Raw genomic sequence first — 14,925 nt, 5'->3', positions numbered from 1 at the left:
CAACACGGCCGGGCATCCCTCACCCCCGCCCCCGCGGCGCCACGCAGGTGCGGTCGGTGAAGAACCAGGCACCCTTGGCCCATGTGGCGCCCAGAACCCGACCCTTCTCCCGGAGCCAGGGATAGCGGCCTTGCAACTCCGCAAAGTTGTCGTTCGTCACGACCATCGCACCAGAGTCATCCGCAATAGCCGCGACAAGGGCATCCCCCTTGCCCTCGGTACCGGCCGGCGGCTGAATGATGTCGCCCTTGCTAAGGGCAGCAACCACCGCTTCCCGTTCTCCGTCCGAGACCTTGTGCCGGAAGGTGGCATCGACCACGACGTGGATGTCGGCCTCGGGATACTTCTTGGCGAGCGCCGCCCGCGCGGCCTGGAGCTGGGAGAAGCTCGGGTGGTCGTCATCCTCGTAGACCCCCGGGCGGACTGGTGAATGACCGATCCAGGCGAGGTTGGAGCCGTCGATGACCAGGGTGTGTGGGCCGCCGTCGACCGTGACCGGCCGAGCCTTGGGCGGCGCTGGTACGGGGCGGGCGCCCCCTGCCGAGGGGGTCGACCCGAGAGAGTCCGGATTCGAGTTGGCCTTCAGCAGGCGGTCCAGTTCCTCCCGAACCTCGGGGGTGGGGCCACCCGAACCAAAGCTTTCGACCTCCTGGTCGACCACTACCTCCCCCGTGTGCTCCAACGTGGCCTTGACGTGGAGCAGCCCGTTGGAGTCGTACGTGTACTCCAGGTCGAACCGGGACTCGTCGCGGACCCCCGGCGTGGGGTACGTGAGGGTGAGCTCGGTGAGCTGCACGTTGTCGCGGTGGGCGAGCTCCTTGTCCGGGTCGCCCTCCCAGATCTCCACGGACAGCTTCCGCGCGTGGTCCTTCTGCGGTGTGTAGCTCTTGCGCTCCTTCCAGGGCAGCGGCGAGTTCCTGGGGATGATCTGGCTGAACCGCTTGCGTCCCGCGGAGTCCTTGACCATCGTGCCAAGCGCATGGCTGGTGGCGACTTGGATGACCCCCTCAGTCTCACCAGCGAGCACCGCCGCCGCGATCGACGCGCCGCGCGCCACCGCCGTCATCGGGTCGCACAGCTCGGTGGGCACGGGCTCCATCTGGAGTGCTTCGGCCACCGCGGCCCGCACGCTGGGGATCTGGCTCGTACCGCCGATCATGAGGATCTCGTCCACGTCGAGCGGGGCCATGTGCAGGTCCCTCAGGCACTGCTCGACCGGCCCGAGGGCGCGGTCGACGAGGTCGCTGATGGCCTCCTCGAGCTCGCCCTGGTGGATCTCGACGCCGACACCGTCGGGGGTGATCACAGTGACGAACGGCTGGGAGGAGAGCAGGATCTTGTTCCGCTCCACGTCAAGCCGGAACTGCCGTTCCTGCGCCGGAGTCCAGGCCCTGCGCGCGGGCGCGCGTTCGAGGACGAGTTCGCGCAGCCGCCGGTCGATCTCCAGACCGCCGAGCTCCGTCACCCCGCGTGACGCGCGTTCCTCGAAGAACCCGTCCGCATAGTCGAGCACGGTCACATCGATGGTGCCGCCTCCCCAGTCGAAGACCAGGATCTGGGAGTCCTCGCGGAAGTCGTGGACGTACGAGATGGCGGCCGCTGTCGGCTCGTTGAGCAGGGCCTGGACCTCGATGCCGGCGAACCGTGCCGCCGCCCTGGTCCGGTACCGGGCAGCGCCCGTCGCGTTGGCGGGCACCGTGATGACGGCGCGATCGATGTCGGTGAGGTTGTGCTGGGCACCATCGCGCATGGCGGTGAAGACACCCGCCGCGACCGTGGTCGCCGCGAAGCGCCTGCCCTGGATGGTCACGTACTCGTCGCTCTTCAGCAGTCGCTTGCAGGCTTCGGCCGCCTCCTCCGAGCGGAGCTTGGCCTCCCAGCCGAACAGAGGGCCGCGCCGCAGCGAGCTGACCCCCACCACTGAGGGGAAGAGCTGCTCGAACCCAGGACGACGCCAGTCGGCGTCGATGTGGTGGGCATCGAGCGGCAGCACCTCAGCGTCCTCGCCCTGCCACTGGGCCACGACTGAGTTGGTCGTACCGAAGTCGATTCCTGTCGAGGTCACTTGGCGTCGTCTCCCCGCGCGCCCACCGCGCTGGTCCCGGCCTGCTCCGGCAGGGTCCTCGGCGCCGGGATGCGGCGCAGCTGCCCTGCCAGCAACAGCTTGTCCGTCGCCTGGTCGACGTAGGCCGGCCGGACCAGCTCGAAGCCCTCGCCTTCTCCCTCGACGACGACGAAAAGTTCCTGCTCGTCGGCCTCCTCCACCACACGGACCCCCATGTCGACGAGCGAGGCACGCACCGCTCGCCGGATGACCTTTGCCCCCTGGTCGGGCTTGCTGGCCACGAGATCAGTCTCGACCAGTCGCGCGATGTGCTCGTCCCGCGTCCGAAACGCCTCCAGCACGCCTTGCCGCAGCGCGGCGTTGACCGTGGCGGGGGTGGGGCGGACGTCGTCCGGCAACTGCGCGATCAGTTCCGAGGCCCGTTCAGCGAACCGGGCGAGGAGCTGTGCCGGATGGAGGAGTTCGTCCGGCCTGAGCGTGCGCAGCTTCATGTCCGCCTCGAACTCCCGGACCTCTTTGCGGCGGGTCAGTCCGGTGGGCTTCTTGGCCTGCCCGGCCCCGCTCGGGTCGGACTTGCGAGGTGTGGACTTGCGGCGTGCGGACTTGCGGCTCATGAACTTTTCCTGTGCTCGTGATCGGGGCGCCGGGGCGCGGTCAGCAGGGTGGGAAGAAGGTCGGCGATCGCGCGGTCGCGCACCGCCGCGAGGTCCGCGGCGGCCCGGGGTGTGGTCCGGCGCGGCATCGCGGCGGGCCTCGGCGTGAGGGATTTCGGTCTGGCCGTGGGCAGTCGCAGGGCCGCGGGATCGAGTGGCAGTACGAAGAAGTCGGACCAGTCCTCGGTCCGCTCAGCCTGCTCGATACGGCGTTTCGCCCAGTTGGCCTGTGCCGCCAGGTCGAGGTCGTCCCGGTCAGCCCGTCGGCGCTCGCGCCACTGGTGCTTCCAGTGCTCACTCTTGTGCGGCAGGCCCAGCTCCAGATACGGATTTGCGGGCTGGTCCCGGTCGTTGCGCCTGGTCCCACGACGGCGTTCCAGCAGGGCCAGGTTTTCCTCGACCCGCCGGTCGGTCCGGGCGACGCGCGCCAGCGAGACGAAGGCGAGGTCGAGATTGTCGTCAAGCAGGGCGAGGTAGGCGAACATGTTCCACGCCTCGGCCGCATGCTCGGCCGGCGCACCGTCGTAATCGACGAGCTTGTCCACCTGTGCCTGGGCTTTCTTCCTCTCGCCCTGACAGATGAGGTCGTAGGCATGCCGCAGCGCCACGAGTGCGTAGAACGGGCCACGCGCCGGATTGACCGCCGCCCTCGGCTCCCACAGGGCGCACATCAGCCGCCACAGCCCGCGGTCGGCAGGGATGTCCGGGTCCCAGGAGCCCGTCATGGCGCCCTCCCGCACCTTGCGCAGGCGCAGCACCAGCTCGCGGGGCAGCAGCTCCTCAAGTTCCTTGAGGACGTCCGTCTCGCCGTCCGTGATGCGCAGGAGCAGGTCGTAGAGGCTGCCCGGTGCCGACTGGACCGGCGCACCTGCCAGGAACGCCTCCCGCTCGGCGGGCTCGTCCCAGCCGAGGGAGCGGGCAAGGGCGGCGTTCGTCTTCTCGGGTGCGAGCCTGGCCAGCAGGTAGCTCTGTTCGCCGGCGTCCGTCCGCAGGCTCCACGGCTGATGGCCCCGGTCCAGTACGCCTGACTCGATGAGGTCGTCGACCACGCCGAGGGGTGCCCACGGGACAACTGCCTCCAGTTGGTGCCTGGTCAGTTCCTCCAGGCTCCCCCGGGCGAGGGCCTGCTGAAGCCCGAAGGCTCCGGCGGGGTCTTCCTCGGCGAGGGGGAGGTCGTCCGCGCCAAGGTCTGCTGCCGGGACCGCGCCCGCGATGACGGCGAGGCGGCGCTCACCGGTCGGGGAGAGCCAGGGCAGGCTGGCTTCATGGACGACGGAGAGCACGGCGGCGGTCTGGGCGACGGCCCGGCCCGGTTCAGCGGCTTCGAGCAGTGCCTTGATGGCGGGGAGCAACTGGGGCGTCGGCTGTCCATCCAGACAGGCACGAATCGTGTCCGCTCCCCACCGCAGGGTTTCGTCCTCGGCTTCCGCGGAGTCCAACAGTCCCCGCAGTACGTCCTCGACACGCGCCACCGCGTCCGCGCCGAAGACCCCGGCCCTGCGCCACTTGCGCAAGGCGAATCCGTCGACCGCGGTCCCGGTAACAGCCACCGCGGCGGAGCGGCGGGCGGACCGCCGCGCCCGCCACGCCTCGACCATCTCAGATCGCGTCATCGACTCCGTGATCAGTGGTTCCCCCGCGCCGAATCCGCCGCCGAGTTGACCGGCCGGAGCGTCCTCGTTCCCCATGCGACCCCGCTCGTCTCCCACGTTAAAACCTGCGTCATATTTTGGCAGGTCTTCTCGGGATGGTCACAGGGCCCTCGCTAGGACACGATGTGCCGCGCGCCCGGCCCCGCCCAGGTCCCGCCGTCGCGCCATGCGAGGAGCACGCTGAAGGCGCCGTCGACCGCGTTGGCCACCCATGGCTCCGTCGGCTCGCCGGCCAGCACGATGACGAGGAACTCCGCCTGACCCTCCGTACGCAGGTGGGAGACCTCCATGAGGTGGAGTGCCGACTCCCGGATGGACGGGTACGTTCTCTCCTCACTGCCCAGTACGTCGAAGAGCACGGTACCGTCAGCCCGCGTGCACCAGGCGTCCACGAATACGTTCTCCCCGACCCCCGGTGCGCTGTCGTAGAGGTCGGCGAGCAGACGGTGCCGGAGCGCTTCGTGGGATCGGTCCGCCCGCGCCGCCACCGTACGCGCGGCCACAAGGCGTTCCAACCCGGCGCTTGCCTCGGCTGGCCACTCCTCCTCCGCCCGCTCCTGTGCGACGGGTCGGGGTGCCGGGTCGGTGGTGAGCATGATCGCCCTTCGAGGCTTGGAGACGGGGTCGGGCAAGGCAGGCGGTCTCCGGTACACGTCAGTACCTGGTTCACGCACGGTGAGCAGGGAGCGGCCGTCGGCCGAAAGCCGCCACTGGAAGCGGCCGCCCCCGACGATGACACGAGTCTCGAACAACTCGATGTCCGCGGTGCTCAGATCATCGGCGAGCGCTGCGCGCATCCCTTGTACGAAGGCTTCGTCGGCCGTACCTCGGATCTGCCCCACCCGTTCGTATCCGGCGCAGGCCGAGGCGGTGGCATGCAGTGTCAAGGCGTCGAGCAGGCGAACCTGCTCGACGGCGCCCAGCGGCGGTCCGCTCACCTGCGCCGGCGCGGTCAGGGCAGATCTCCGCGCGGCCCGGGCGTCCTTGCCGACCCGGGACGCGACGCCCGCTTCGAGCTGTGCGAAGCTCCGCTCCGCGTGCACGGCGTCGTAGCCCGTGATCGTGTCGGCCTCGGGGCTGAGCACGATGCGGAATCCCGACAGGTCCAGCGTCCAGGTGCCGTCCGCGGCGCGCAGGTGCCGAGCTCGCCCGATGAACGAGGCCAGCATGGCGTGAAGTTCCACCGCTGCCTCGCGCAAGCTGCCCCGGTGCCGCGCGACGAACGCCCCGCATGCTCCCGAGCTGACCCGCACGGCGGCCCTCTGCTGCGCGTCGAGGTCGAGCTGGCCTCGTTCCCGCGCACCGGCCGGTGGGGCAAGGTGGCGGGGCTTGGCCAAGGCCACAGGTTCTGCGGTACGGAAGCCTCCGCAGGGGTCCGTCCTGCACCACTTGTCCGCGTGGTGAGTGGAGTGGGTGCACGGAGTCCCGTCGGCGAAGTAGCGGCTGCACAAGCTCGCCGCGGGATCCGCGGTGGAGCCCGCCCCGTCACGCGGGGCGGGAGCCGGAGGGGCGGTGGGCGTGGGTGGCCGGTTCGGGCCGCCGATCTGCGGAGGCAGCGGCAGGGCATGGACCACGTTCAGCGACTGGGTACACCGCGTCAGCGCGACGTACAGATGCCTTAGACCCACGGACTCGCCCGCGACGATCTCCGCGGGTTCCACCACCACGACGTGGTCGAATTCGAGCCCCTTTGCCTCGGCCGGGGTGAGGACGGCGAGGTTCGCGAGGCCCACCGAACCGAGCTCGCGCGCCATGTCGCCACCCCACGTACCGCCCGGCGGCACGATCACGCCGATCGAACGTTCGTCCCCGTTGCCGGGCGTGCTCGCCCGCAGCCGTGCCACGGCGTCGGCGGCCAGAGTGCCCGCCTCCGCTCCCCGGACCACCGCGACGTCAGTACCCGTGTCGCGTACCGAGTCGGGCACTGCCACGCCAGGCGCGCAGTGCGCCCCCAGCCGGGCCACGAAATCCATCACCTCTCCCGGTACGCGGAACCCCGTCAGCAGCTGCGTGACCCTCCATCCGTCCCGGCCCGCGAGCAATCGCCCGAGCCCGTCCCAGTCCTGGTGGAGGTACGGCCCGGTCGACTGCGCGAGGTCTCCGAGTACCGTCATCGAACCGCTGGGGCAGCGACGTGCCAGAGCCCGGGCTTCCATCGGCGTGACGTCCTGTGCCTCGTCGATGACCAGGTGCCCGTACACCTTCCGGGGGCGCCCGCCCAGTACGTAATCCAACTCATCGAGAAGGACCAGGTCTTCACGGCTCGGCTCGGTCCGCGAGCGCGCCGTACGGCTCCCCGGACCGGACCCCGGGTGGGGTGCGGTGAGCAGGTCCTGTTCGACGGCCGACAGAATGCCCTCGGCCGCCCGGCCGAGGGCGGCCCCGCCGGAGAACAGGCCCCGCAGCACGTCCTGGGCCGCGAGGCTGGGGCAGATCCGCTTGAGGAGGCGCACGACAGGGCGGGTCCTGCCTATCTCGGCCAGGTAGTCAATGTCGGCGGGACCGGGCAGCAGCCCGACGTAGACATCGGTCAGGTGCTGTGTGATCTGCTGTACGCACCGCTCCCGGCGCACCTGGTACGGACTGTCGCCGGCCAGCGCCGCACCAGCGATCTCCGCTATCTCCTCCACGGGGACGACGACTTCGCGGCGGTTCAACTCGAAGGTGAATACTGGCCCACCCACCAGGGCGGTGAGCCGCTCGGCCGAACTCATCGTCTCGCAGTCGACGGCCCTGCGCAGTACTGCGGCCATCCTCGAGTCAGCCTTCAGCGCGGCGACCGGACGCGGATCGTTGGGCGACGCTGCCGCCGACCACAGCGCGGCGAGTTCGAGCATCGACACGTCGTCGCTGCCGAGTTCGGACAGGGTGACGCCCACGTAGTCGAGGAATCCCCGGTTGGGTCCGATGACGAGGATGTCCTTGGCCGTCCGGTGCTTGTTGTCCAGCAGCCAAGTCACGCGGTGCAGGCCGACCGCGGTCTTGCCCGTGCCCGGACCTCCCTGGATCACGAGCACGCCCGCGGGCTCCTCCGCCACGAGCTGGAGCTGTTCCCGCTGGATGGTCTCGACGATGTCGTGCATGAAGCCGTCGCGCGCGCGGTCCATCTCCTCGAGGAGCGGATCACGCCACGCCGATTCCTGGGCCGCCGTGTCCGGCGCGGCAGCGTCGACCGGTCCCGCTGGTACCACTGCTGGTTCCGCTTCGGATCCGTGGAGGTCGAGATAGCGCTTGACCAACTGCTGATCGCAGATGATCTGGCGCAACAGCAGCACCTCTCCCGGATCCCGCTCGCTGGTCAGCCGCCAGTTCACCGCGGCCTGCGAACTCCACGCGACCACGACGGGATTGCTCTGCTCGTCACGCACCACCCGGCGCCCGACGTAGAACGTGTCGCGGCCCTCGCCCTCGTCGACATCGGCCCTCATGAAGACGAGGGACTTGCCTCCTATCTCGAGCGATGCCAGCTCGCGTTCCCAAGTCCGCCGGACGTCGATGGAGTCCTTGCCGCTGGCCGCGGCGTCGAGGCCGCTCAGCTCCGACGCCTCCTGCCGGGCCCGCTCCAAGCAGGAGTACGCGTGGTCGACCGCGCGCTGTTCAGCAGCGAGCACGGCCGCACGGCGAGCGCGCTTCGGCATCCTTATCTCTCCCCCTTCTGCATGGCACGCAACGGGTCGGCGGACACGCGGGTGCCCCTACTGTAAGAACTCTGGTCGAGAACCCGTCTACCAGGTGCTTCGTCGTTGATCACAGCTGGGGCGCCAAAGCCCATTTGCCTCACGCCCACGTTGGAATGGGCTCAGTGAAACCGAGGTCCCTACTCGGTGGGGGAGGGCCCGCCCCAGCGGGCAGGGTCAACGCCCTTGCTCTGGAGGAAGCGCTGCATCGGGATCGAGACCGGCTGCTCCACGGTGAACTCTGTCCCGTGCCGTCGCTCCAGTCCTTCCCACACCCAATCGAGAAGACCTCTTCCCCGCTGGAAGGGATGGATCCAGACCCACGTCAGGCACTTCTCCTCCAGGTCGAACCCCACTGCGCCGCACGCGACTGGCGACAGCATCACAACGTCCCTGGAGTTGATCAACAGCACCTCCTGACCGCGGTTGCTGCCAGTCGCCGTGAACTGGAGAAAGTCGAACCGAAGCTCGCGCTTGAAGTGACCGGCGAACTGCTCGGCGACCTTCCGCAGCCGCATGTCGCCCGTGGCCACGATGAGGCGCCCGCCAATGACGTCCTCGTCGGCGACGAACGGCAGCGGCACCATGTCGATCAGGTACTTCTGCCGGAACCCGTTCTCCCCATACCAGTAGGTCTCCAGCTCCTTCCCCCGGCGTGCAATCTCCTCAGAATCCATAGATAGAGGCTAAATGCCCTCCCTAGCTGTCGTGGTGGATTCTCGTGTCATGAGATCTACTCAACGCCGACGAGACCACCAAGACCACATTCGCTGCGCGCGTTCTTGTCGAGGCCGGCATCTGCGCGCGTTCTTGTCGAGGCCGGCATCTGCGCACGCCCTAGCGCCCAGGTCAAGAACGGTGCTTGTCGTGTTCACGGTCGATGAGGGTCAGGAGCTCGTCGATACTCTGTGGCCGCCGCTCGATTTCGTGCTGGGTAGCTTCCCTGACGATGGTCTGCCATGGCTCATGCGCCGGCAGGAGCGGAATGTTTGGCAGCGGCCGCTCTCCGGTGAGCGCCCACGCCGCCACCCGGCCGAGGCTGTAGATGTCCGACGCGGGGACGGCGTCATGCGGGTTGACGGACAGCTCGGGTGGAGCGAAACCGGGCGTACCTATGTATGCGCCAGTGCGGCCGGCGAAAGTGGTCTGGCCGCGAGGCCGACGCGCAGCACCCCAGTCGGCCAGCGTCCATCGGCCGTGTAGCAGGAGTATGTTCGACGGCTTGACATCGCGGTGGCGCCAGCCGTGGCGGTGGGCTTCGGCCAGCACGGACGCCACCGCTCTGATCAGCCTCAGCAGCTCCTTCTGGTCCTTCAGGTTAACGGCCTGCTCCTCTGCCGTCGCCCGAGCCAGAGGCATGACGAACCACTGGTGCCGACTGTCGAAGTCGAGGACCGGCGTGCCGTGCGGGTGCCCGCTCAGCAGGCGGGAGATCTCGATCTCCCGCCCCATCCGGGCGGCTGCCTTCTCTCTTGGCGAGAGTCTCCGCTTGAACGCGACCTCGATGCCCGACGCCTTGTGAACAGCACGGAACACCTCAGCCTGCCCACCCTTCTCGGGGATGCGCTCCAGGGCATAGTCGCTCTTCACGCCCCGTGCAGCCTCACTTACCTCACGATAACCCTCCAGATACGGCGGGATGTCTTCCAGCGGCCCCACAGCGCGCGCTAGTAGGCGACGGCTGAACCGATCGATGAACCGCTGCACGGTCATCTCTGCTATCGGCTCCCGCAACACTTCCTCGGCGAAGCAGGTGTAGGCGATCTCGTCGTAGAGCTCATCGCCATGAAACTGGTTGAGGGCCTCTTCGAGCCTCGACTGGACGCGGTGCTCGATTCCCTGCTCCAGCATGATGAAGAGCCCCAGCAGCGGCTGCAGCCCGCCGAGATCGTGAGAACTCCGAACGGAAAAGGCCCGTGAGGTCCAATCGTGAATCCTGTTGGTCAGGTTTTTTGCTGCGGAGAGACCGGACTGCCCCGTGAACGCGATGGCTCCGAGCGGTACTTCTTCCTTGGCTATGAGGATGTCCCAGCGAGTGTTCCCCAAGCCGAAGGAGCCCGGCAGGTAGGCATCACGGCCTACCTGTATCCAAGAACGATCGATGCCGTGCTCGACCAGCGCATCGACCGTCGCCTCAATGACTGACGCCATGTTCCGGCCGCCCAGGGCGCGGGCCCGGAGCGGCTCGTAGCTCTGGGTGTTGACGTCGACCCAATAGTTCCGGGCCGCGTCCGTTAACGCGTCTGTCATCGGCTCCCCCTATCCAGTACCTACTGGCTTCAAGAAGCCTACCTACAGCGTTGAGGCAACCCGGTCGGAGGGCAAGGTCTCCGTCAGTCGTCCTCGAGCACCACCTCCTCCTGACGCTCGGCAGCCGCCGGATGAGCACCTTCGACCACGAGGTCTTCGACGGCTTCATCCGGACCATGGAACGCAATGGCGCCAGCCTGGCCACGCAGTCCAGCACCTTCGACAAGGTGAAGTCGGTCCTCCTCGACGCGTACCGCTTCGACATCTACGTCGAGAACCCGTCCTGGGCGTCAAGCCCCGCAATACGACCCCGAGCGCGCGGTAATCCCCTCACCCGCGCAGCTCCGCGACATACGTACCGCTGGCGACGACCGGTTCCTCTTGATCGCCACCTCGGGCCCACCTGGGCCGCGCTGACAAAGCTCGGGACGTCCGAGTTGCCGCGCTCGACGGCCTCCGGACACACGGCTTCGGCGAAGAAGCCGCACGCAAGTGGCTACAGAGACATTTGCCTGCACGCGCTGTGGACGCCTGGCCACGCGGTCGACGACGGTAGGTGTCGGCCACAGGCCCGAAAGCCTGGGCGAGGATCTCGGAGTCCCAGGTTCTCCCGCTCTGCCCAGTCTGCTGGCGCCCGATCTGGCCAGATCGGCATGGTCTGGGCGGGGCCGTTGTCGGCGGGGGCTGCTATGCCTGGGTGGTCTGTTTGTGCGGGAGGGGAGGGGCTCGTGCCGTACACGGCTGTGCATGCCGTCTTGGGGCGGCTGTATGCGGGGCTTCCGGATCTGGGGTGCGGGATCGTCTGGGAAGACGTCCACCGGGTACGCCCCCGAGCACCACTGTCCTGTCCGGACTGTGAGGGCGCGATGAGTGCGGTGGTGCGGGGCGGGACCCGGTTCTTCGCGCATCACGGGAAGCGACCAGACGACTGCCCGCTGGAGAACGAAAGCTTCGAGCATCACATGACGAAGCTGGTGCTGCTCGGGGCGATCCGCGATGCGGGCTGGCACGCCGAGCTGGAAGTGAGCGCGCCGGACAAGTCCTGGCGGGCCGACGTGATGGCCACCTCCCCGGACGGCAGCCGGCGGATGGCGTGGGAGGCGCAGTTGTCGCCGATAACCGTTCCCGACATCCAGGCGCGCACAGACCGGTATGCGGAGGCGGGGATCCGAGTGTGCTGGGTGTCCCCGCACGAGAAGTCCCCGAAGTGGATCGACGAGGTACCGGCAGTGCGGGCCCAGCCTCCGGAGGCTGGCGGGGCGTGGGCGGTGGATGATGGTGTCGCCGCGTTCGACTGGAGTTTCGGTGCGTGGGGTGTGCGGACGACGCCGCTGCCGGTGTTCGTTCGGTGGGCGCTGGAGGGTCAGGTCGAGCCGGTGGTAAGTCTGCGCCGGTATCACCGGGTGAAGCGGCGGGTGGGTGGGCGGCTGTGGGTGCTGCGACGTGGGATGTGGTGGACGTCGGCAAAGTCGGCCCGCTTACAGGCCGAGCACGACGTGATGCGCCAGCGCCAGGAGGAGAGGAAGCGGGTCGCGGAAGAGGCGCGGCTGGCGGCGGAAGCGGAGGCCGAGCAGGTCCGCTTGGAAGAAGCCGCGCGGGAGGAGGCGCGCCGCCTGGAGAAGCAGGAGGAGAGTAACCGCAGGGCGCGGGAGTTGGCGGATGCACGGCACGCCCGGTGGCTGGAAGAACGAGCGGAGCAGGTGGCTCGGCGAAACCGGGAGCTGGCCGAGGCAGAGGAGCGGCGGCTGCGTGAGGAAGCCGAGGAAGCGGAGCGCGTCTTGCGCGCTGAGGAGGCCAGCAGGGCGTGGTGGTCGTTGCTCTCCGGCGCTCAGGTGCGGGAGTTGTTCGAGGCGGTCGCTGCCTGGGCCCGGCAGGAGCACAAGGTGCAGCTACGGATCCCGGATGACCTCTACACGGATCTCCGCTATGGCCACGGCGCTCCCCTATTCAGGGTGGACGGGTACGTGTACGGGGTGGCCCGACCATGCCCTGGCGTGCTCGTGCCGTCGAACGGGGTCGGCCAGCTTACGGTGTTCGTCCGGAACAAGGCCGAAGCCAAACTGCTGGCAGACGTGAAGTGCAAGGAGCTCGTGGTCTTTGATCTGCCGGAACACGAGCAGCTCTTCTTCGGGTGAGCTGGCCGCCCCGCGGCCGGCAAGGCGCCGGGGAGGTCGACGTTCGGCCTCCCCAGAGCGCGGCCAGGGCTGCGACCATGAGGAGGGCAAAGCCCCGGAGCCGAGCGGCACTGCGGCGCGCACTATCCGATACGTCTCCTACGCGCGGTGGGAGGGGCTGATGACGGCTTCGGTTCATCGGTCGGGGGCGAGGCCGGCGGCGAGCTGTACGGGGTGGGGTGCAGTCAGCCCAGTGGAGCCAGGCGCTCGCGATGGGCCGGATAAGCCGGATGGCTCGCCGATGCGCCCGATGCCTGGAGGTAGTGCCTCCACGAGCACATCATGTAGCTCGGCGGAGTCCGGGCGCGGCTGCTCAATCCAGCACTGTCCCCTCTATGCCACGTCCACCTACGGATTCCCGCTGACTCGGTCGGGCCGATCCTGACCGGGCTCAAAGACGCACTCCTGGATCTAGGGCTTGGCGGCCAGGTGACGCCGGCCTGCCCAGGTGGCTCAGGCGGGTCGGGCCGGGCCGGGCCGGGCCGAGTCTGACCGGTCCGACGCAGGGGGACGTGTGGGTTGTCGGCTCTGTTTCGGGGTCGGGTAGGCCGGCGGCCCGCGTGAGGGTCTGCGTGAGAGCCACCGTCGTCGCGTGGACCAGTGGCCAAGGCTCGTGCCGGACGGGGGTGCGCCACAGGAGGCCCATGCGTGCGGAATAGGCGTGGAAGCGGTTGGTGAGCCAGTGATCGAGGGGGCGGGCGGCCTCGGCCTGCGAGGAGCGCATCGATCTCACGCACCCGCACACGCTCAGCCACGAGGACAGCATGGCGGGCGCTTACCGCCCGGACCTGCACTCCGGACGGCGCGTCACGATAGGGCGAACGTTGCCTGATGCGGCACTAGAGGGCCTTCGAAGTCAGCGGGCGCAGCCTTGTGCTTGCGTCGCGCGACGTGATCTCTGCTGAGGCGTGGGCCGTGCTCGGGCCTCTGTTTCCCGCTGTGAAGGCTACGGGCCGTCCGCCGGTAGACCGACGCACGGTGGTCGAGGCGACGGCGTGGCGGTTTCCCACCGGGGCGCCGTGGCGTGATCTGCCCGAGCGGTTCGGGAACTGGAACACGATTTACAAGAACTTCGACCGCTGGTCGAAGGCCGGGGTCTGGGCACGCGTCCTTGAGCAGCAGACGGACGGCGCCTACAGCGGCACCGGGCTGATCGTCCCGCACCGCAGAAGGGCCGGCCGTCCCCTCCTGCGCGGGCAGGAAGAGGACAACGCCGAGCACCGAAGGGTCCGTGCCCGCGTCGAGCACACCTTCGCCCGCATGAAGAACTGGAAGATCCTCCGCGACTGCCGGCAGAAAGGCGACGGCCTCCACCACGCCGTCCAGGCCGTCGCCACCATGCACAACTCGCCCTGGCAGGATGAAACAGCAGGTCAACCACTACTCCGGCCTGCCGGAGAGAGACCTTCTGCAACACCCTTTCGTTGAGGCACCGGTCCAGTCCGGATCCAGGTCACTCTCACCGAGGGAGCCAACTTCTCCATGCCTGCCGCACCGCCAGCTCTGCGTCCACGCTCTCAGGCAGCCTCGTAGCTCATCCGGAGCAACGGCTCAGCGCGGTTCAGTTCGGCCTCCGTCCGAAGGCGGACCTCGACATCGCCGGTGCCATGGTGGCCGATCTGACTGACGTCCCGGGTGAAGCCCTGGACGAAGTCGATGTCCTTGGGGGCAAGGCGGAGCGTGACCACGACCTCCTGCTGGTGGGCATGCCTGACACATGCGAAGTTCCGCAGCCGCCGGTAGGCGCGGTACTGCTTGCGATCAACGCTGCTCACATCGTCGCCCAGCCCCTGGAGCAGTTCGTCGAGCGCGCTGCGCAGCCCAGCCTTGGGGCCCTCACGCATGCCGACTGACCTGACCGGCTTCCGACGACGCTGCTCGCTGCGCTCGTTAGCCCCTGCCGTCGCTTTGGCCACCGGTTCGAGGGCGAGCAACCCTGGGCCGAAGTAGCTGTAGCGGACGAGGTCGATGGTCCGTCGGATCTCGCGCACGGCGTGGAGGTCGTAGCGGGTGTAGTCCTCCGCGACGCAAATCAGCCGAGGACTGCTCCACAGCACCTGGGAAGCGGCGTCTGCCCCGAGACGCTCGCGGACCAACTGATGGAACTCGGCCCGGTGGTCGGTCAGCCACGCCAGGTAGAACAGCCCCTGGGTGATGACGCCGGCGTCGCGGCCTCGCTTGTACTCGACCACGACCGGCGAGCCGTTCTCATCCAGGCCCAGCGAGTCGATCCGGCCGCGATGAACCGGCCCGGTGCTGTACTCGCTGGCCAGGAACCGGACCCCCAGCAAGGCCTCCATGTTCGCCTCGACCACGTCCTGAAGGTGGCGCTCCACCTCTGCCGGGCGTGCAGCGATCTCCACCGCGCTCCCCCCGGCCACATCGAACAGCCTCAGCCCCGACACCCCCATAGCTCGTGCTTCGCAGGCCTAAACGGTGAGGGAGCCGGGATTG

9 protein-coding genes and 2 pseudogenes are annotated in these 14,925 nt (G+C 68.6%); 3 read left to right on the top strand and 8 right to left on the bottom strand.

Going from position 1 to position 14,925, the window contains the following annotated elements:
• Positions 1 to 19 precede the first annotated feature (19 nt).
• The 6 genes from OG509_RS32125 to OG509_RS32100 all read right to left on the bottom strand — a co-directional run bounded on the left by OG509_RS32125 (position 20) and on the right by OG509_RS32100 (position 10,297).
• The gene (locus tag OG509_RS32125) at positions 20 to 2,065 is read right to left on the bottom strand and encodes an Hsp70 family protein (RefSeq protein ID WP_406186118.1); all 2,046 of its coding nucleotides are present in this window, start codon (positions 2,063 to 2,065) and stop codon (positions 20 to 22) included.
• Entirely contained in the window at positions 2,062 to 2,679 is a 618-nt protein-coding gene (locus OG509_RS32120; protein ID WP_406186117.1) for a hypothetical protein, read from the bottom strand. Before OG509_RS32120 ends, OG509_RS32125 begins: the two co-directional genes overlap by 4 nt.
• Complete coding sequence (locus tag OG509_RS32115; protein WP_406186116.1) at positions 2,676 to 4,331, bottom strand: hypothetical protein; 1,656 nt, start codon at positions 4,329 to 4,331, stop codon at positions 2,676 to 2,678. Before OG509_RS32115 ends, OG509_RS32120 begins: the two co-directional genes overlap by 4 nt.
• Before the next feature lie 152 nt (positions 4,332 to 4,483).
• Entirely contained in the window at positions 4,484 to 8,008 is a 3,525-nt protein-coding gene (locus OG509_RS32110) for a HelD family protein (RefSeq protein WP_406186115.1), read from the bottom strand.
• Between the two features lie 179 nt (positions 8,009 to 8,187).
• Positions 8,188 to 8,724, bottom strand: coding sequence for a hypothetical protein (locus OG509_RS32105; protein ID WP_406186114.1), 537 nt, complete (start codon positions 8,722 to 8,724; stop codon positions 8,188 to 8,190).
• Positions 8,725 to 8,896: 172 nt separating this feature from the next.
• Positions 8,897 to 10,297, bottom strand: coding sequence for a protein kinase domain-containing protein (locus tag OG509_RS32100; RefSeq protein ID WP_406186113.1), 1,401 nt, complete (start codon positions 10,295 to 10,297; stop codon positions 8,897 to 8,899).
• 689 nt (positions 10,298 to 10,986) lie between these two features.
• On the opposite strand from OG509_RS32100, the gene OG509_RS32095 reads away from it, so the two are divergent.
• Positions 10,987 to 12,432: a competence protein CoiA gene (locus OG509_RS32095; protein ID WP_406187742.1), complete on the top strand. Its 1,446-nt coding sequence runs from the start codon at positions 10,987 to 10,989 to the stop codon at positions 12,430 to 12,432.
• Between the two features lie 430 nt (positions 12,433 to 12,862).
• Here the strand turns inward: OG509_RS32095 and OG509_RS32090 are convergent, their stop codons facing one another.
• Positions 12,863 to 13,195, bottom strand: a complete 333-nt coding sequence (locus tag OG509_RS32090; RefSeq protein ID WP_406186112.1) for a DUF2071 domain-containing protein — start codon at positions 13,193 to 13,195, stop codon at positions 12,863 to 12,865.
• 149 nt (positions 13,196 to 13,344) lie between these two features.
• Here OG509_RS32090 and OG509_RS32085 point away from each other — a divergent pair.
• Positions 13,345 to 13,569 (top strand): annotated as a pseudogene (locus tag OG509_RS32085) (transposase); the annotation flags it as partial.
• A 27-nt stretch (positions 13,570 to 13,596) separates the two neighbouring features.
• A pseudogene (locus OG509_RS32080) lies at positions 13,597 to 13,818 on the top strand (transposase family protein); the annotation flags it as partial.
• Between the two features lie 170 nt (positions 13,819 to 13,988).
• Here the strand turns inward: OG509_RS32080 and OG509_RS32075 are convergent.
• Positions 13,989 to 14,876 carry a DUF5655 domain-containing protein gene (locus OG509_RS32075; protein WP_406186111.1) on the bottom strand — a complete coding sequence of 296 codons (888 nt, stop codon included), beginning with the start codon at positions 14,874 to 14,876 and terminating at the stop codon, positions 13,989 to 13,991.
• Positions 14,877 to 14,925: the final 49 nt, after the last annotated feature.

The organism is Streptomyces sp. NBC_01006 (genome assembly GCF_045162725.1).
Taxonomy (GTDB): domain Bacteria; phylum Actinomycetota; class Actinomycetes; order Streptomycetales; family Streptomycetaceae; genus Streptomyces.
This window is presented reverse-complemented; position numbering and strand designations above follow the sequence as displayed.

Excerpts from the sequence above, each read along its gene's own strand:
- OG509_RS32110 (WP_406186115.1), bottom strand. The coding sequence starts at position 8,008 with ATGCCGAAGCGCGCTCGCCGTGCGGCCGTGCTCGCTGCTGAACAGCGC.
- OG509_RS32120 (WP_406186117.1), bottom strand. The coding sequence starts at position 2,679 with ATGAGCCGCAAGTCCGCACGCCGCAAGTCCACACCTCGCAAGTCCGAC.
- OG509_RS32105 (WP_406186114.1), bottom strand. The coding sequence starts at position 8,724 with ATGGATTCTGAGGAGATTGCACGCCGGGGGAAGGAGCTGGAGACCTAC.
- OG509_RS32095 (WP_406187742.1), top strand. The coding sequence starts at position 10,987 with ATGCCTGGGTGGTCTGTTTGTGCGGGAGGGGAGGGGCTCGTGCCGTAC.
- OG509_RS32090 (WP_406186112.1), bottom strand. The coding sequence starts at position 13,195 with ATGCGCTCCTCGCAGGCCGAGGCCGCCCGCCCCCTCGATCACTGGCTC.
- OG509_RS32115 (WP_406186116.1), bottom strand. The coding sequence starts at position 4,331 with ATGACGCGATCTGAGATGGTCGAGGCGTGGCGGGCGCGGCGGTCCGCC.
- OG509_RS32100 (WP_406186113.1), bottom strand. The coding sequence starts at position 10,297 with ATGACAGACGCGTTAACGGACGCGGCCCGGAACTATTGGGTCGACGTC.